Origin of the sequence: Variovorax boronicumulans (assembly GCF_030812215.1) — a bacterium.
GTDB classification, from domain to species: Bacteria; Pseudomonadota; Gammaproteobacteria; order Burkholderiales; family Burkholderiaceae_C; genus Variovorax; species Variovorax boronicumulans_C.
In genome coordinates this window covers 165,075-183,367 of record NZ_JAUSSG010000002.1, presented here as the reverse complement: position 1 = coordinate 183,367, position 18,293 = coordinate 165,075, and the positions used below count along the sequence as shown (strand labels likewise).

At 66.4% G+C, this 18,293-nt stretch carries 14 protein-coding genes; 12 read left to right on the top strand and 2 right to left on the bottom strand.

The genetic code is table 11. The annotated features are described in order from the left end of the window. Window positions 1–3 precede the first annotated feature (3 nt). The 7 genes from J2W23_RS07045 (at window position 4) to J2W23_RS07015 (ending at window position 10,384) form a co-directional block, all read left to right on the top strand. On the top strand, window positions 4–606 hold the full coding sequence (locus tag J2W23_RS07045; protein ID WP_307648187.1) for an isochorismatase family protein: 603 nt from the start codon (window positions 4–6) through the stop codon (window positions 604–606). A gap of 82 nt (window positions 607–688) precedes the next feature. Next, window positions 689–2,656: a propionate--CoA ligase gene (locus J2W23_RS07040; protein WP_307648501.1), complete on the top strand. Its 1,968-nt coding sequence runs from the start codon at window positions 689–691 to the stop codon at window positions 2,654–2,656. Window positions 2,657–2,835: 179 nt separating this feature from the next. Next, window positions 2,836–5,712 carry a 2-oxoglutarate dehydrogenase E1 component gene (locus J2W23_RS07035; RefSeq protein ID WP_176656774.1) on the top strand — a complete coding sequence of 959 codons (2,877 nt, stop codon included), beginning with the start codon at window positions 2,836–2,838 and terminating at the stop codon, window positions 5,710–5,712. Between the two features lie 54 nt (window positions 5,713–5,766). Next, a complete protein-coding gene (gene odhB, locus J2W23_RS07030) occupies window positions 5,767–7,035 on the top strand; it encodes a 2-oxoglutarate dehydrogenase complex dihydrolipoyllysine-residue succinyltransferase (RefSeq protein WP_307648186.1) in 1,269 nt (422 codons plus the stop codon). Window positions 7,036–7,181: 146 nt separating this feature from the next. Next, a complete protein-coding gene (gene lpdA, locus J2W23_RS07025; RefSeq protein ID WP_307648185.1) occupies window positions 7,182–8,609 on the top strand; it encodes a dihydrolipoyl dehydrogenase in 1,428 nt (475 codons plus the stop codon). Between the two features lie 12 nt (window positions 8,610–8,621). Beyond that, on the top strand, window positions 8,622–9,722 hold the full coding sequence (gene zapE, locus J2W23_RS07020) for a cell division protein ZapE (protein ID WP_307648184.1): 1,101 nt from the start codon (window positions 8,622–8,624) through the stop codon (window positions 9,720–9,722). Further along, window positions 9,719–10,384, top strand: a complete 666-nt coding sequence (locus tag J2W23_RS07015) for a hypothetical protein (protein ID WP_307648183.1) — start codon at window positions 9,719–9,721, stop codon at window positions 10,382–10,384. The genes zapE and J2W23_RS07015 overlap by 4 nt, the downstream gene beginning before the upstream one ends. Window positions 10,385–10,401: 17 nt before the next feature. On the opposite strand, the gene J2W23_RS07010 is transcribed toward J2W23_RS07015, so the two are convergent. Next, entirely contained in the window at window positions 10,402–11,196 is a 795-nt protein-coding gene (locus J2W23_RS07010; protein ID WP_176656779.1) for a PP2C family protein-serine/threonine phosphatase, read from the bottom strand. 108 nt (window positions 11,197–11,304) lie between these two features. Here J2W23_RS07010 and J2W23_RS07005 point away from each other — a divergent pair, with 108 nt between their 5' ends. Continuing rightward, window positions 11,305–11,508, top strand: a complete 204-nt coding sequence (locus J2W23_RS07005) for a YdcH family protein (RefSeq protein ID WP_041943815.1) — start codon at window positions 11,305–11,307, stop codon at window positions 11,506–11,508. Next, a complete protein-coding gene (locus tag J2W23_RS07000) occupies window positions 11,505–13,571 on the top strand; it encodes an ATP-dependent DNA helicase (protein ID WP_307648182.1) in 2,067 nt (688 codons plus the stop codon). Before J2W23_RS07005 ends, J2W23_RS07000 begins: the two co-directional genes overlap by 4 nt. A 63-nt stretch (window positions 13,572–13,634) precedes the next feature. On the opposite strand, the gene J2W23_RS06995 is transcribed toward J2W23_RS07000, so the two are convergent. Then, complete coding sequence (locus J2W23_RS06995; protein ID WP_176656781.1) at window positions 13,635–14,441, bottom strand: outer membrane protein assembly factor BamD; 807 nt, start codon at window positions 14,439–14,441, stop codon at window positions 13,635–13,637. Window positions 14,442–14,512: 71 nt separating this feature from the next. Here J2W23_RS06995 and J2W23_RS06990 point away from each other — a divergent pair, with 71 nt between their 5' ends. The 3 genes from J2W23_RS06990 (at window position 14,513) to J2W23_RS06980 (ending at window position 18,269) form a co-directional block, all read left to right on the top strand. Continuing rightward, the gene (locus tag J2W23_RS06990; RefSeq protein WP_176657646.1) at window positions 14,513–15,481 is read left to right on the top strand and encodes an RluA family pseudouridine synthase; all 969 of its coding nucleotides are present in this window, start codon (window positions 14,513–14,515) and stop codon (window positions 15,479–15,481) included. 129 nt (window positions 15,482–15,610) lie between these two features. Continuing rightward, entirely contained in the window at window positions 15,611–16,519 is a 909-nt protein-coding gene (gene scpB, locus J2W23_RS06985; RefSeq protein ID WP_307648500.1) for an SMC-Scp complex subunit ScpB, read from the top strand. After that, complete coding sequence (locus J2W23_RS06980) at window positions 16,506–18,269, top strand: pseudouridine synthase (RefSeq protein ID WP_307648181.1); 1,764 nt, start codon at window positions 16,506–16,508, stop codon at window positions 18,267–18,269. The genes scpB and J2W23_RS06980 overlap by 14 nt, the downstream gene beginning before the upstream one ends. Window positions 18,270–18,293 lie beyond the last annotated feature (24 nt).

Here is an 18,293-nt window from a genome sequence, read left to right as displayed (position 1 = left end):
TTCATGCTGCTCGACGCCTCGCTCTCCCAACTCGTTCTGGTCGACTACCAGGCGCGGCTGATGCCGGCGATCTTCGAGGGCGAATCGGTCGTGCAGAACGCGGTGCGCCTGGGCAAGCTGGCGCGGCTGTTCGAGGTGCCGGTGTTCGGCACCGAGCACAACCCCTCCAAGCTGGGCGAGAACGTGCCCGACATCCGCGCGCTGTGCCAGCGCACCCTGCCGAAGATGCATTTCAGCGGGGTGGAAGAGGGCCTGGGCGAATGGCTGCGCGTGCCGGCCAAGGCGCCGCAGGGCAATGCCCGCAGCCTGCCCAAGCATCTGCAGAAGCCCGCGGCCGCGGCCGAAGAGCGCAACACCATCGTGATCGCCGGCTGCGAAGCCCATGTCTGCCTGCTGCAGACCGCACTGGACCTGCTGGAAGACGAGTTCGAGGTCTGGGTCGTCACCGACGCATGCGGCTCGCGCACCGAGCGCAACCGCGACGCCGCCTTCGACCGGCTGGCCGGCGCTGGTGCCGAGCTCGTGACGACCGAGATGGTTGCCTTCGAGTGGCTGCGCACCGCGGAACACCCCGCATTTCCTGAAGTGCTCGCGCTGGTCCGATAGCCGAATCGCGGCTTGCCGGGCAGGGCTCGGCCGGATTGTTCCGGCCGTCAGCTTGCTGCAAGATCGGTCTCCATAATTATGAATTCAGTTTTGGCGAGGCTGCCGGAACAGGACGAATAACAGGAGACAAGCCGAGATGAGCCGCTACGAAGAGTTCTACCGCCAGTCCATCGACGCGCCCGAGGCCTTCTGGGCCGAGCAGGCGAAGCTGATCGACTGGCAGGCCCCCGCAGAGCAGATCCTCGACGCCAGCCAGCCGCCATTTGCGCGCTGGTTCGTGGGCGGCACGACCAACCTGTGTCACAACGCGGTCGACCGGCATCTGGCCGCGCGAAGCGAGCAGCCGGCGCTGATCTTCGTTTCCACCGAGACCGGCGTCGAGAAGAGCTACAGCTTCAGCGAACTGCACGCCGAGGTGCAGCGCACCGCCGCCAGCCTCGTCGAGCTGGGCGTGGAGAAGGGCGATCGCGTGCTCATCTACATGCCGATGATTCCCGAGGCCGCCTTCGCCATGCTGGCCTGCGCGCGGATCGGCGCGATCCATTGCGTGGTGTTCGGCGGCTTCGCGAGCGGTTCGCTCGCCACGCGCATCGAGGACGCCGAGCCCAAGGTCGTCGTGAGCGCCGATGCTGGCTCGCGCGGCGGCAAGGTCATCGCATACAAGCCGCTGCTCGACGAGGCGATCCGCCTGTCGAAGTACAAGCCGGCCGCCGTGCTGCTCACCGACCGCGGCCTCGCGCCCATGGACCTGACCGCCGGCCGCGACCACCTGGCCGGCGAACTCCGCCAGAAACACATCGATGCGCAAGTGCCCTGCACCTGGCTTGCCTCGACCGACATCAGCTACACCATCTACACGAGCGGCACCACCGGCAAGCCCAAGGGCGTGCAGCGCGACGTGGGCGGCTATGCGGTGGCGCTGGCCGCGAGCATGAAGCACATCTTCGACGGCCGGCCCGGTGAAACGTATTTCTCCACCAGCGACATCGGCTGGGTCGTGGGGCACAGCTACATCGTCTATGGCCCGCTGATCGCCGGCATGGCGACGATCATGTACGAGGGCCTCCCCACCCAAGGCATCGACCGGCAGCCCGACGGCGGTATCTGGTGGCGCCTGGTCGAGAAGTACAAGGTGACGGTGATGTTCAGCGCGCCCACCGCGGTGCGGGTGCTCAAGAAGCAGGACCCGGCGCTGCTCAAGAAATACGACCTCTCGACCCTGCGCGCGCTGTTCCTCGCGGGCGAGCCGCTCGACGAACCGACCGCGCGCTGGATCAGCGAAGGCCTGGGTGTGCCGATCATCGACAACTACTGGCAGACCGAATCGGGCTGGCCGATGATCACCATCGCCAATGGCGTCGAGGCCAAACCGAGCAAGTTCGGCAGCCCGGGCATCCCGATGTATGGCTACCGGATCAAGATCCTTCACGAATCGACAGGTGAGGAACTGACCGCGCCGAACGAGAAGGGCGTGGTCGTGGTCGAGGGGCCGACGCCGCCGGGCTTCATGCAGACCGTGTGGAAGGACGACAAGCGCTTCGTCGACACGTATTGGAAGAGCGTGCCCGGCAAGATGGTCTATTCGACCTTCGACTGGGGCATCCGCGATGCGGACGGCTACTTCTACATCCTGGGCCGCACCGACGACGTGATCAACGTCGCGGGCCACCGGCTCGGCACGCGCGAGATCGAGGAGAGCATCTCGGGCCACGCCAACGTGGCCGAGGTCGCGGTGGTCGGCGTGGCCGACGCGCTCAAGGGGCAGGTGGCGATGGCCTTTGTCGTGCCGAAGGACGGCCGCGCGGTGACCGATGCCGATGCGGCGTTGAGGCTCGAGGGCGAGATCATGAAAGTGGTGGCCGATCAACTCGGCGCGCTGGCCCGGCCTGCCCGCGTGCGCTTCGTCTCCGGCCTGCCCAAGACCCGCAGCGGTAAATTGTTGCGCCGCGCCATCCAGGCCGTGTGCGAAGAGCGCGACCCGGGCGACCTGACCACCATCGACGACCCCGCCACGCTGCAGCAGATCAAACAGTTACTTTCTTCGCCCTGAATGAGGCCGCGCGGGCCTTGCGAAGCCGCGTCGAACCGTCATATGGTTGACGTGGCACAATGCCAAGGTACTCAGGCCCTTCCCCAGCCACAGTCGCATCCGCCAATCGGTTCAGCCGTGTCGCGGAAGGTTTCTTAACCAGCTAGTGCTTCCTTCAGGGAAGCGAAGGTCAGCGGATCATGAGCGATTCCTCTACGCCCACGGCGTACACCGCCTATCAAGGCAACACCTACCTCTTCGGCGGCAACGCGCCCTATGTCGAGGAGATGTACGAAAACTACCTCTCCAACCCCGGCAGCGTTCCCGACAACTGGCGTTCGTACTTCGACGCCCTGCAGAACGTTCCCGCCGCCGACGGCAGCAACACCCGCGACGTCCCGCACCTGCCGGTCATCAACGCTTTCGCCGAACGCGCCAAGCAGGGCACGACCAAGGTCGTGCAGGCCAGCGGTGCCGACTCCGAACTCGGCCGCAAGCGCACCGCCGTCCAGCAGCTGATCGCTGCCTACCGCAACGTCGGCGCACGCTGGGCCGACCTCGATCCCCTCAAGCGCGCCGAGCGCCCGGCCATTCCGGAACTCGAGCCCTCGTTCTACGGCTTCGCCGATGCCGACCTCGAGACGGTGTTCAACACCAGCAACACCTTCTTCGGCAAGGAGACCATGTCGCTGCGCGACCTGCTCAACGCCTTGCGCGAAACGTACTGCGGCACGATGGGTGCCGAGTACATGTACACCACCGACCAGAACCACAAGCGCTGGTGGCAGCAGAAGCTCGAAAGCGCACGCACCAACCCGAAGCTGAGCGCCGAGCAGAAGAAGCACGTGCTCAACCGCCTGACCGCGGCCGAGGGCCTCGAGCGCTTCCTGCACACCAAGTACGTCGGCCAGAAGCGTTTCTCGCTCGAAGGCGGCGAGAGCTTCATCGTCTCGATGGACGAGCTCATCAACCAGGCCGGCGCCAAGGGCGTGCAGGAAATCGTGATCGGCATGGCCCACCGCGGCCGCCTGAACGTGCTGGTCAACTCGCTCGGCAAGATGCCGGCCGACCTGTTCGCCGAGTTCGACCACACCGCCCCTGAAGACCTGCCCAGCGGCGACGTGAAGTACCACCAGGGCTTCAGCTCGGACGTGACCACCCCCGGCGGCCCGGTGCACCTGAGCCTCGCGTTCAACCCCTCGCACCTTGAAATCGTGAACCCCGTGGTCGAAGGCTCGGTGCGTGCTCGCATGGACCGCCGCGCCGACCCGCAAGGCAAGCAGGTGCTGCCCGTGCTGGTGCACGGCGACGCGGCCTTCGCCGGCCAGGGCGTCGTGATGGAAACGCTGGCGCTCGCCGAAACCCGTGGCTATTTCACGGGCGGCACGGTGCACATCGTCATCAACAACCAGATCGGCTTCACCACCAGCGACCCGCGCGACAGCCGCTCGACGCTGTACTGCTCGGACATCGTCAAGATGATCGAGGCGCCGGTGCTGCACGTGAACGGCGACGATCCCGAAGCCGTGGTGCTCGCCACCCAGCTCGCGCTGGAATTCCGCATGGAATTCCAGAAGGACGTGGTCGTGGACATCATCTGCTTCCGCAAGCTCGGCCACAACGAGCAGGACACGCCCTCGCTCACCCAGCCGCTCATGTACAAGAAGATCGCCCAGCACCCCGGCACGCGCAAGCTGTACGCCGACAAGCTGGCCGCGCAGGGCCTGGGCGACACGCTCGGCGACGACATGGTCAAGGCGCAGCGCGCCGCGTTCGACGAAGGCAAGAACACCGTCGATCCGGTGCTCACCAACTTCAAGAGCAAGTACGCCGTCGACTGGAGCCCGTACCTCAACAAGAAGTGGACCGACGCCGGCGACACCGCCATTCCCTCGAGCGAGTGGAAGCGCCTGGCCGAGAAGATCACCACGGTGCCGGCCGGCTTCACGGTGCACCCGCTCGTGAAGAAGGTGCTGGACGACCGCGCCGCCATGGGTCGCGGCGACGTGAACATCGACTGGGGCATGGGCGAGCACATGGCCTTCGCCTCGCTGGTGGCCAGCGGCTACCCGGTGCGCCTGTCGGGCGAAGACTCGGGCCGCGGCACGTTCACGCACCGCCATGCCGTGCTGCACGACCAGAACCGCGAGAAGTTCGACGAAGGCACCTACACGCCGCTGCAGAACGTGGCTGAAAACCAGGCGCCGTTCGTCGTCATCGACTCGATCCTGTCGGAAGAAGCCGTGCTCGCGTTCGAATACGGCTACGCCTCGAACGATCCGAACACGCTGGTCATCTGGGAAGCCCAGTTCGGCGACTTCGTGAACGGCGCGCAAGTGGTGATCGACCAGTTCATCGCCTCGGGCGAAGTGAAGTGGGGCCGCGTCAATGGCCTCACGATGATGCTGCCGCACGGCTACGAAGGCCAGGGCCCCGAGCACAGCTCGGCGCGTCTGGAGCGCTTCATGCAGCTGAGCGCCGACACCAACATGCAGGTGGTGCAGCCCACCACGGCCAGCCAGATCTTCCACGTGCTGCGCCGCCAGATGGTGCGCAACCTGCGCAAGCCGCTGATCATCATGACGCCCAAGTCGCTGCTGCGGAACAAGGACGCGACCTCGCCGCTGTCCGAGTTCACCAAGGGCAGCTTCCAGACCGTCATTCCCGACAGCAAGGGCCTGAAGGCCGAGAAGGTCAAGCGCCTGATCGCCTGCTCGGGCAAGGTCTACTACGACCTGGCCAAGAAGCGCGAAGAGCAGGGCAACGACGACGTGGCGATCATCCGCGTCGAGCAGCTCTACCCGTTCCCGCACAAGGCTTTCGCTGCCGAGATCAAGAAGTACCCGAACCTCGCCGACGTGGTGTGGTGCCAGGACGAGCCGCAGAACCAGGGTGCCTGGTTCTTCGTGCAGCACTACATCCACGAAAACATGCAGGAAGGCCAGAAGCTCGGCTACTCCGGCCGTGCCGCTTCGGCATCGCCGGCGGTGGGGTACTCGCACCTGCACCAGGAACAGCAGAAGGCGCTCGTCGATGGCGCATTTGGCAAGCTCAAGGGCTTCGTGCTGACCAAGTAAAACAAGCCTCTTTTCACACGAACACCCTCAAGAAAAACACGGAGCAATCTCCAAATGTCTATCGTAGAAGTCAAAGTCCCCCAGCTTTCCGAATCCGTGGCCGAAGCCACCATGCTCACCTGGAAGAAGAAGGCCGGCGAAGCCGTCGCCGTCGATGAAATCCTGATCGAGATCGAAACCGACAAGGTCGTGCTGGAAGTGCCCGCGCCTTCGGCCGGCGTGCTGGCCGAAATCGTGCAACCCGATGGCGCCACCGTGGTGGCCGACCAGCTGATCGCCAAGATCGACACCGAAGGCAAGGCTGGCGCCGCTGCTCCAGCCGCAGCACCCGCCGCCGCCGCCCCGGCACCGGCCGCTGCTGCTCCGGCAGCCGCTGCAGCCGCCGCCACCGGCGGTTCGAAGTCGGACGTTGCCATGCCTGCCGCTGCCAAGCTGCTGGCTGACAACAACCTCAAGACCGGCGACGTGGCCGGCACCGGCAAAGACGGCCGCGTGACCAAGGGCGACGTGCTCGGCGCCGTGGCTTCGGGCGCCAAGCCTGCCGCCGCTGCTATCCCCGCACCGGCCGCCAAGCCCGCGCTGCCGCAGGTCGCCGCACCGGTCGGTTCGTCCGATCTGGGCGAGCGCCCTGAGCAGCGCGTGCCGATGAGCCGCCTGCGCGCCCGCATCGCCGAGCGCCTGATCCAGTCGCAGTCGACCAACGCGATCCTGACGACCTTCAACGAAGTGAACATGGCGCCCGTCATGGAACTGCGCAAGCGCTTCCAGGACAGCTTCACCAAGGAACACGGCGTGAAGCTCGGCTTCATGTCCTTCTTCGTGAAGGCGGCGGTGCATGCGCTCAAGAAGTACCCGGTGATCAACGCCTCGGTCGACGGCAACGACATCCTGTACCACGGCTACTTCGACATCGGCATTGCCGTCGGTTCGCCGCGTGGCCTGGTGGTGCCGATCCTGCGCAACGCCGACCAGATGAGCTTTGCCGACATCGAGAAGAAGATCGCCGAGTACGGCAAGAAGGCGCAAGACGGCAAGCTGGGCATCGAAGAGATGACCGGTGGCACCTTCTCCATCTCCAATGGCGGCACCTTCGGCTCGATGCTCTCGACGCCGATCATCAACCCGCCCCAGTCGGCCATCCTCGGCGTGCACGCCACCAAGGACCGTGCTGTCGTGGAAAACGGCCAGATCGTCATCCGTCCGATGAACTACCTGGCCATGAGCTACGACCACCGCATCATCGACGGCCGCGAAGCCGTGCTGGGCCTGGTTGCGATGAAGGAAGCGCTGGAAGATCCGTCGCGCCTGCTGTTCGACATCTGATCCACCCCAGTCTTCGCGCATTTCGTGTCGCTTCGCCAGCCCCCTCGCCCGGGGGCAACACCTGCGGCCCGGCAAAGCCGGTTCCGCGGTGTTCGCGAAGGAAGCCTGATTCAGGCTGCGCGATGGACAACTGAAACGGAAACCCTATGAGCAAACAATTCGACGTCATCGTCATCGGCGGCGGCCCCGGCGGCTACATCGCCGCGATCCGCGCGGCGCAACTCGGCTTCAACGTGGCCTGCATCGACGAGTGGAAGAACGCCAAGGGCGGTCCCGCACTCGGCGGCACCTGCACCAACGTCGGCTGCATTCCTTCGAAGGCGCTGCTGCAATCGTCGGAGCACTTCGAGCACGCCGGCCACGGCTTTGCGGACCACGGCATCAAGGTGTCGGGCCTCGAACTCGACATCGGCAAGATGCTGGCCCGCAAGGACCAGGTCGTGAAGCAGAACAACGACGGCATCACCTACCTGTTCAAGAAAAACAAGATCACGTCGTTCCACGGCCGTGGTTCGTTCGTGAAGGCCGCCGAAGGCGGCTACGAGATCAAGGTGGCGGGCGCCGCCGAGGAAACCATCGTCGGCAAGCACATCATCGTGGCCACGGGCTCCAATGCTCGCGCGCTGCCGGGTGCGGCCTTCGACGAAGAAAACATCCTCTCGAACGACGGCGCGCTGCGCATCGGCGCCGTGCCGAAGAAGCTCGCGCTGATCGGCTCGGGCGTGATCGGCCTCGAAATGGGCTCGGTGTGGCGCCGCCTCGGCTCGGAAGTGACGGTGCTCGAAGCACTGCCCACGTTCCTGGGCGCGGTGGACGAGCAGATCGCCAAGGAAGCCAAGAAGGCCTTCGACAAGCAGGGCCTGAAGATCGAACTGGGCGTGAAGGTCGGCGAGATCAAGTCGGGCAAGAAGGGCGTCTCCATCGCCTGGACCAACGCCAAGGGCGAAGCGCAGACGCTGGACGTCGACAAACTGATCGTGTCGATCGGCCGCGTGCCCAACACCATCGGCCTGAACCCCGAAGCCGTGGGCCTGGCGCTCGACGAGCGCGGTGCCATCACCGTGGACGGCGACTGCAAGACGAACCTGCCCAACGTGTGGGCCATCGGCGACGTGGTGCGCGGCCCGATGCTCGCGCACAAGGCCGAGGAAGAGGGCGTTGCCGTGGCCGAGCGCATTGCCGGCCAGCATGGGCACGTCAACTTCAACACGATTCCGTGGGTGATCTACACGCACCCCGAGATCGCGTGGGTCGGCCAGACCGAGCAGCAGCTCAAGGCCGAAGGCCGCGCCTACAAGGCGGGCACCTTCCCGTTCCTGGCGAACGGCCGCGCACGTGCGCTGGGCGACACGACCGGCATGGTCAAGTTCCTGGCCGATGCAACGACCGACGAGATTCTGGGCGTGCACATGGTGGGCCCGCAGGTGAGCGAACTGATCTCCGAAGCCGTGGTGGCGATGGAGTTCAAGGCGAGCGCCGAGGACATCGCGCGCATCTGCCACGCGCATCCGTCGCTGTCGGAAGCCACGAAGGAAGCCGCGCTCGCCGTGGACAAGCGCACGCTCAACTTCTGATGCGCTGATCCATTGACCAGCGTCAAAGAGGCTTACGAAAAGGAACTCGCCGTGCGCGGGTTCCACAGCGATCCCGCGCAACTGCGAGCCGTGGAGGCGCTGGATCGCTGTGCGAACGAATGGGCCGAGTACAAGGCCCAGCGTTCGAATGCACTGAAGAAGTTCATCAACCGGCCCGAGCTGCCGCGCGGCGTCTACATGTACGGTGGCGTCGGGCGGGGCAAGAGCTTCCTGATGGACCTGTTCTTCAACGCGGTGCCGCTGCGCCGCAAGACGCGCCTGCACTTCCATGAGTTCATGCGCGAGGTGCACCGCGAACTGCGCGAACTGCAGGGCACGGTCAACCCGCTCGACGAGCTGGGGCTGCGCATTTCCAAGCGCTACAAGCTGATCTGCTTCGACGAGTTCCACGTGGCGGACATCACCGACGCGATGATTCTTCATCGACTGCTGGTGTCGCTGTTCGAGAACGGCGTGGGCTTCGTCACCACCTCCAATTTCAAGCCCGACGACCTGTACCCCGGTGGGCTGCATCGCGAACGCATCCTGCCCGCGATCGCGCTGCTCAACGAGAAGCTCGAAGTGCTGAGCGTGGACAACGGCACCGACTACCGGCGCCGCACGCTCGAGCAACTGCGCATGTACCTCACGCCGAACGACGCGTCGGCCGAGAAAGAAATGCGCAAGGCCTTCGACAAGCTGGCCGAGACGGCCGACGAAAACCCGGTGCTGCACATCGAGGCGCGCGAGATCCGCGCACGGCGCAAGGCCGGCGGCGTGGTCTGGTTCGACTTCAAGACGCTGTGCGGCGGGCCGCGTTCGCAGAACGACTACCTCGAAATCGCCAGCCAGTTCCACACGGTGCTCCTGTCCGACGTGCCGCACATGCCGGTGCGCATGGCCTCGGAAGCACGCCGTTTCACCTGGCTGGTCGACGTCTTGTACGACCGGCGCGTGAAGCTCATCATGTCGGCCGAGGTTCCGCCCGAGGCGTTGTACACCGAGGGTCCGCTGGCGCACGAGTTTCCGCGCACGGTTTCCCGGCTCACCGAAATGCAGTCGAGCGAGTTCCTCTCCCTGGAACGCCGCGTCGTCGATACCCGACTCACATGAAAAAAACTGCCCTTGCCTTGCTGATGACCCTGGCCAGCCTTCCGCTCTGGGCGCAGTCGAACGCTGCGGCGGGCAACGCCAATCTCGAGGCAGAGCGCAGCCGCCTCTCTGCCGAGCGCGAAGCGATCGAGGCGCGCTTCGTGCAGGAGCGAACGGCTTGCTACAAGAAATTCGCGGTTGAAGATTGCCTGCGCGAAAGCCGCGGCCGCCGGCGCACGGAGCTCGACAGCATCAAGCGCCAGGAAACCGCGATCAACGACATCCAGCGCCAGCGCGCCGGCGCGGCGGAACAACAGAAGCTCGACCAGAAGGCCGCCACGCAACGCCCGGCGGACACCCAGGAAAAGCGCGACCAGTCGGCCAAGGACCAGAAGGACCGCGAACAGCGCGCTGCCGACCATGCCGCCAGTCGGGCCGCCACCGCAGCCGAAGCCGCCGAGCGCCAGAAGCAGTTCGACGACAAGCAAAAGGCGCATGCCGACGCACAGGCCAAGGCTGCACAGCGCCGCGCCGAAGCGCCCGCCGAGGCCGAGCGCTTTGCAGAGAAACAGAGGAAGGCGGAAGAGCACAGGGCGAGCCGCGAGCGCCAGAACGCCAATCGCACGAAGCCGCGCGGTGCACCGCTGCCGCCAGCAGCGCCCGCGTCATCGCCGGCGCGCTGAGGGCGCCGCTGCTGCGATCAGGCCGTTGTTGCGGTGGTGGCCGTTGCCGTCGTCGGCAGCGGATCGAGCTTCAGCACGGCGATCGAGATGTTGTCGCCCGTGCCGCGGGCCCGGCGACGCGCTTCTCCCACCAGGATCTCGACCGCGTCGCGCGGCGACTGTGCGTACAGCACGCTCGCCAGTTCCGCGGGGCTGAAGTAATGCCAGAGCCCGTCGCTGCACGCCATCAGCAGGTCGCCCGGCTGCATCTTGGGGATGTAGTGGGGGTCGATGGGCGGCGGCGTCGTCGCCATGCCCAGGCACCCGAGCAGGATGTTGCCCTGCGGATGCACGTTGGCCTCGGCCTCGCTGATCTGGCCGCGATCGACCAGCGCCTGCACGTACGAATGGTCGCGCGTGCGCTTGACCAGTTGCCCGTCGCGGAAGTGATAGATGCGCGAGTCGCCCGCATGGATCCAGGCGCAGTCGCCCTTGGGGTTCATGAGGAAAGCCGCGAGCGTGCTGTGCGGCTCCTGCTCGCTGGAGATCGCGGTGAGCTTGATGACCGTGTGCGCGTCGTCGAGCAACTGGCGCAGCACGGCTTCGGGGTCGTCGCGGTCGGGGTGGTAGCGGGTGAAGAGCTGGCGCGCGGTCATCAGCACCTGGTCGGAGGCCTTGCGGCCCCCGCTGCGGCCACCCATGCCGTCGGCGATGACGCCAAGGACACAGCCCGGCGTGCGCGGATGGCTCATCATCAACACCTGGTCCTGTTGATAGGGGCGGTCTCCCTTGTGGAGTCCGGTGGCGGCGGCAAGTCGAAAGCCTTGGGTCATGAGCACATGTGCGCCAAAGGCGCGCTTCCTGTCTTCTCGTAAATTCGTATCAGGACGTATTATCGAATGAACATGCGTCGCGCAAACCCTGCGTTCGCACACCCACCGTTGGACTCCAATCTCCACTCCCTTTCCCGCCAGCTGATCGAACTGCGCATCGAGCACGCCGATCTCGACGCCACCATCGACCGACTGGCCGAAGCCTCGCCGCAAGACGAGCTTTTGCTGCGGCGCCTGAAGAAGCGCCGTCTCGCGCTGCGCGACCAGATCACGCGCGTGGAGAACATGCTCGATCCGAGAGAGCCCGCGTGACCGAGTCGCTCGAGGACAAGGTGCGCGACGCGTTCGCGCAGGGCGGGGTGCTCTCGCATGCCGCCGATCAGTTCCGCGAACGCTCGGGCCAGACCGACATGGCGATGGCCGTGGCTCGCACCATCGACCAGGGCGGCGTGCTGGTGGTCGAGGCCGGCACCGGCGTCGGCAAGACTTTTTCGTACCTCGTGCCCGCGCTGCTGAGCGGCGAGCGCGTGCTGCTGTCGACGGCCACCAAGACCCTGCAGGACCAGCTCTTCGGCCGCGACCTGCCGCGGCTGGTCGAGGCCTTCGGACTGCCGGTGCGCACGGCGCTCCTGAAGGGTCGAGGCAGCTACCTGTGCCTGCACCGGCTCGACACGGCGCGTCACGATGCCTCCTTGCCCGAGCGCGGCAGCCTGCGAACGCTCGCCAAGATCGAGCAATGGTCCAAGGCCACGCGCACCGGTGACCTGGCCGAGCTGCCGGGGCTCGACGAGCGCTCGCCGCTGATTCCGCTGATCACTTCCACGCGCGAGAACTGCCTGGGCGCGCAGTGCCCGCAGTTCAAGCCCTGCCACGTGAACCTGGCGCGGCGCGAGGCGTTGGCGGCCGACATCGTGGTCATCAACCATCACCTGTTCTTTGCCGATCTCGCGGTGCGCGAGACCGGCATGGCCGAACTGCTGCCGACGGTGAGCGTGGTGGTGTTCGACGAAGCGCACCAGCTCAACGAGACCGGTGTGCAGTTTCTCGGTGCGCAACTCGGCAGCGGCCAGGCGCTCGACTTCGCGCGCGACATGTTGGGCGCCGGCTTGCAGCACGCGCGCGGGCTGGTCGATTGGCAGCAACTGGTGGCGGGGGTCGAGCGGGCCGCGCGCGAGCTGCGGCTCGTGGTCGGCAAGCAATGGCCCGGCGCCAAGCTGCGCTGGTTGGGCGAGTCCCCGGAGGGCGTCGATCCCGGCGCTTGGCAACGGTCGCTAGAGGATCTGCAGCATTCGTTCGAGCTCGCGGCCGAAGGCCTCGATACGGTCAGCGAAATTTCTCCCGACTTCGTGCGCCTGCACGAGCGGGCGCAGCAGCTCGCCAAGCGGGCGGCGCGCTTCGCACTGCCGTGTGCAGTCGATTCGGTGCGCTGGGTGGACGTGGGCTCGCAGCTGCGGCTGATCGAATCACCACTCGACATTGCCGAGGCGATGCGCAAGCGCGTGCTCAAGATCAGCGAGCCGGACGACGAAGACGACAGCAACACCGATGCGTACGGAGAGCGCCCCGCGGCAGAGGAGCGGGAGCACGATCGCCGCGCCTGGGTCTTCACCTCCGCCACATTGGGCGACGAGCCGACGCTGCGCTGGTTCACCGAGCCCTGCGGCCTGGGCGATGCCGAGGTGCTGCGGGTGCAGAGCCCGTTCGACTACGCATCGCAAGCGGCGCTCTATGTGCCGCGTGTCTTTCCGAAACCCAACGATGCCTCGCACAGTGCGAAGGTTGCGCAACTGGCCGCACGCGGCGCTGCGGAGCTGGGTGGACGCACGCTGGTGCTGACGACCACGCTGCGCGCATTGCGCACCATCGGCGATGCGATGAAGCAGCATTTCGAGCTGCTCGATGCGGCGCTCCGTCCCGAGGTATTGGTCCAGGGCGAACTGCCCAAGCGAGTGCTCATGGAGCGATTCCGCGAAGGCGCGAACGAGGGGCGCGCCGGCTGCGTGCTGGTGGCATCGGCGTCGTTCTGGGAGGGTTTCGATGCCCCCGGCGATGCGCTGCAGCTGGTGGTGATCGACAAGCTGCCGTTTCCGCCGCCCAACGACCCGCTGGTCGAGGCGCGTTCGCAGCGCCTGGAAGCGCAAGGGCGCAGTTCGTTCAGCGACTATTCGTTGCCCGAGGCTGCCGTGGCGCTCAAGCAGGGGGCGGGGCGGTTGATTCGCCGCGAGACCGACAGCGGCGTGCTGGCGATCTGCGACACCCGTCTGGTGGCCATGGGCTACGGGCGCCGCTTGCTGGCGGCACTGCCGCCGATGCGGCGGCTGGAAACCGAGGCGGACTTCGAGAGCGCCATCGGCGCCCTCAAGAATCCGTACTGAGGGGCTTCCCCTTGGTTGGGTGGATTACATGAAGCGAAGCGAAGAGCCGGAGGCTCTGTTACTTCACCAGACCTTCCACCAAGGGTCGTTGTTGCCCTTGAAGCCGTTCGCCAGATAAGTGCTCTGCGGATAGTTGGTGGTCAGCACGCGCTGGGCGTCGTCGCGCAGGTCCTTCATGCCGAGGGCATCGTACGACTTCACCATGATGTAGAGGGCTTCTTCGAGCGCCGGCACTTCCCGGTAGTCGGACAGTGCGATCTGTGCCCGGTTGATGGCCGCGAGGTAGGCGCCGCGCGTGTAGTAGTAGCGAGCCACGTGAACCTCGTACTGCGCGAGCGAATTCACGATGTAGTTCATGCGCTGGCGCGCATCGGGCGCGTAGCGTGAATCGGGGAAGCGCGTCACGAGGTCGCGGAACGACTCGAACGATTCCTTTGCGGCCTTCTGGTCGCGCTCGGAGAGGTCCTGGCGCGTGAGGAACGCGAACATGCCCAGATCGTCATTGAAGTTGATCACGCCCTTGAGGTAGAGCGCGTAATCGAGCGCCGGGCTGGCCGGGTGCAGCTTCATGAAGCGGTCGATGGTGGCGATGGCACTGGCCTTTTCGCCACCCTTGTACTGGGCGTAGGCCTTTTCCAGCTGGGCCTGCTGCGCGAGTGGCGTGCCGGCGGCACGGCCTTCGAGCTTCTCGTACAGGGGGACCGCCTTGTCGTAGGCGCCGGAACTGGATTCTTCCTTGGCTTCCGAATAGATGCGGTTGGGACTCCAGGAAGCGGTCTTGTCTTCCTTGGTGGTGGAGCAGCCGGTAGCTAGCAGGGCCGCTGCGCTGAGCGCGATCCAGGCAGGGACCGATAATTTGGCGCGAAACATCACATACGGCTTTCGTGAAACAGTTGCCTTCAATTATATCGACCGACCCTTTGGCCGATCCCCCGGAAACCATGGAGCTCGAAGAGGGCGCCGATCCGGTCGAATCGAGCGAACTGCGCCCCTTTGCGATCGGTCAGGCAGAGCACGGCCAGCGGCTCGACCGGGCGCTGGCGGCTCTGGTGCCCGAATTTTCCAGAAGTTACCTGCAGCAGTTGATCGAGGCCGGAGCGGTCGAGTTCCAGGGCCGCACGCTCACCAAGGCCTCGGCCACGGTGCGCGCGGGGCAGGCGGGGCACATCGAATTGCGCCCAACGCCCCAGAGCCAGGCCTTCCGGCCCGAGTCCATGGACCTCGTCACCGTGTTCGAAGACGAGCACCTGCGCATCGTCGACAAGCCCGCCGGCCTGGTCGTGCATCCGGCCCCGGGGCACTGGAGCGGCACGCTGCTGAACGGGCTGCTCGCGCTGGACCCGAAAGCCGTGCTGCTGCCCCGCGCGGGCATCGTGCACCGGCTCGACCGCGACACCAGCGGGCTGATGGTCGTCGCGCGCACCCGTGCCGCGATGGATGCGCTGGTGGCGCTGATCGCCGCGCGCGAGGTCAAGCGGCAATACCTGGCCATCGGACACAAGCCATGGGTCGGCGCCGCGGCCCGCCAGGTCGATGCGCCGATCGGGCGCGATCCGCGTAATCGGCTTCGCATGGCCGTGGTCGACCTGGAGCGCCATTCGGGCAAGACGGCCCGCACACTGATCGAGCGGCTCGACAGCCATTCGGAAGGCTGCGTGGTGCGCTGCACGCTCGAAACCGGCCGCACTCACCAGATCCGCGTGCACATGGCGTCGATCGGCCATCCGTTGGTCGGCGATGCGCTTTACGGTGGCGCTCCGGCCGTGGGGCTGGCGCGTCAGGCGCTGCATGCATTCCGGCTGGCCTTCGTGCATCCCGTCACGCAGGCGCCGCTCGAGTTCCGCTCGCCGCCGCCGCCCGACCTCGTCCAGGCTTTGCAGTCCTGGGGGCTGGACTACAATCGCGCCTGACGGCCCAAGGGCCGCGCCGGCCCCCCGAAGCCGGCCCTGCGTTGCACTCGCCGCGTGCCGGCAACGCCTCCTTCTTTCATCCTTCTGAACAAGCGCCCCCGAGGCGCCTTTTCCCGGATAACGCGAACCATGAATACGGCGGATGCCAAGCGCATTCTCGAAACCGCCTTGATCTGTTCGAGCCAGCCGTTGCCGGTGCGCGATCTGCGCGTGCTGTTCGACGACGAGCTGGGTGTGGACACCATCAAGGTGCTGTTGCTTGAACTGCAGGAAGACTGGGCGCAACGCGGCCTGGAGCTGGTGAGCGTCGGCAGCGGCTGGCGCTTCCAGAGTCGGCCCGAGATGCGCGACCACCTCGATCGCCTGCACCCCGAAAAGCCGCCGCGCTATACGCGCGCCGCGCTCGAAACGCTGGCCATCATTGCCTATCGCCAGCCGGCGACGCGCGGCGATATGGAGGACATCCGGGGCGTCACGATCAACTCGCTGATCCTGAAGCAGCTCGAGGATCGTGGCTGGGTCGAGGTGATCGGCCACCGCGAAACCGTCGGCCGCCCCGCGCTGTATGCAACCACGCGCCAGTTTCTCGACGACCTCGGCCTGGCCTCGCTCGACCAACTGCCGCTGATCGAGACCCCCGCGCAGCAGGCCGCATTGGTCGATGCGCTCGAGCAGGCGTCCGGCAGCCAGCAGGGCCTGCCCATGGATGCCGTCGCCGAATCGGATGCCGATGCGTCCGTCGATGGCGATGTGGATGTGATGCCGCAAGAGGCGCAAGAGATGCCGCTGTTGGCCGGCGACTCCGTCGAAGCCGCACCTGAAGTGCTGGAAGCCGCCGCTGGGCAAGTGGCCGAAGACGTTGCGTCCGCCGACATTGCCGAAGCGGACGAAGCCCCGCTTCCCGCGGGCGAAGAGGCCGAATCTCCTGCTGAAGCCGAGCCCACCCCCGTTACCACCGATTCCGACCCCGATGCCGCGTCCCAGGACGAGGTCGATCCCCACGCAGTTCCTCCGGAAAAACCCCATGAGCCCATCTGACATCGACGACGCGGGAATCCTGCCGATCGCGCCTGAATCCGAGAAGAAAGAGGCGCCGGCGCCTGAGCAAGCTGCGGATGCTGGCATCGATTCCGCGGTACCTGCCGACGGCGAGGCTCCCAAGAAGCGGCGTCCGCGCAAGAAGAAGGTCGTCGAGGTTGTGGCCGACGAGGCCGGAGCGTTACCGGCAGTCGAGCAGGCCGAGCCTGCGGAGCCGGTGGTCGAGTCGTCGGCGGCTGCATCCGAAGAGGCCGCTCCGGTATCCGTCACTCGCCAGGAGCGTCCGGCAGAGGAGCCACCCCGTGGTGACCAGGGCGACGATGAGGACGAAGACGAAGAGCCCGACGAGGAAGAAGACGACCTCGACCGTGCCCGCCGCGCTGCCGAGCGCGAGCAGCGCAACGCGCTGCCGCCTGAGCCGATCCGCTTTGCGGACGTCATCTCGGGCCAGTTCGACGCCGACGAGGAAAGCCCCGAGGTGCCGCCGCTCAAGCGGGTGTTGCTGCCCGAGGCCGATTCGCCCAAGCTGCACAAGGTGCTCGCACAAGCCGGCCTGGGTTCGCGGCTCGAGATGGAAGCGCTGATCCTGCAAGGGCGCATTTCCGTCAACAACGAACCCGCCCACATCGGCCAGCGCATCCAGTACGGCGACCAGGTCAAGATCAATGGCAAGCCGATCCGCTACCGCATCGCACCGCCGCCGCCGCGCGTGATCGCGTACCACAAGCCAGTCGGTGAAGTGGTCACGCATGACGACCCGCAGAACCGGCCCACCGTGTTCCGCAAGCTCCCGCGCCTGCAGCAGGGCAAGTGGCAGTCGGTCGGCCGGCTCGACCTGAACACCGAAGGCTTGCTGCTGTTCAGCAGCTCTGGCGACCTGGCCAACCAATTGATGCATCCGCGCTTCGGCCTGGAGCGCGAATATGCGGTGCGTGTGCTGGGGGCCCTCAGCAGCGAAGAGAAGCAGAAGCTGCTCGACGGCGTGCGCCTCGAAGACGGGATGGCCCAGTTCGGCACCATCGAAGAGGGCGGCGGCGAAGGTTCCAACTGCTGGTATCGCGTCACCATTTCCGAGGGGCGCAACCGCGAAGTGCGCCGGCTGTTCGAGTCGGTGGGCCACGCGGTCAGCCGCCTGATCCGCATCCGCTATGGCGCGATGGTTCTGCCGCGGGGCCTGAAGCGCGGCGCCTGGATGGAGTTGGACGAGCGCGATATCCGCGCGCTGTTCCAGGCGTCGGGCGGCGCGGCTGCGCGCCCTGCGGCGCCTCAGCAACGCGGCCCTGGTGGTCCCGATGGCGGTGGCCGCAACGGGCGCAACAAGAAGCGCCGTGGCAACCGCAACGGCGGCGGTCAAGGGCAAGGACAACAACCGCGCGAAATGCGCGACGACGGGCGCGAGGCGCCCATCCCGAATCCGCTGGGCGATGGTCGTCCGCCGCGCGGCGATCGCGGTGGTCGTGCCAACCGCGGTGGCGGCAACGGCGGCCCGCCCCAGCAGCGCCGTGGCAACGCCGGTGGCAACAACCGCCAAGGGCAGGGCGGCGGCAACCGGCAAGGCGACGATCGCCAGCCGAGCGGCGCCAACCAGCCCGATCCGATGAAGACTTCGCTGGGCTACATCGGTGCCGACAGCTTCTCGCGCCAGCGCAAGGAGCAGCGCGGAGGGCAGGGGCGCCGCGGCGGTGGCGGTGGTGCCCCGGGCGGTGGTGGTTACGGCGGCCCGGCCGGCTCGCGCCGCCGCGGACGCTGAAAGCCAGCCGTCACGGCGCGGCTT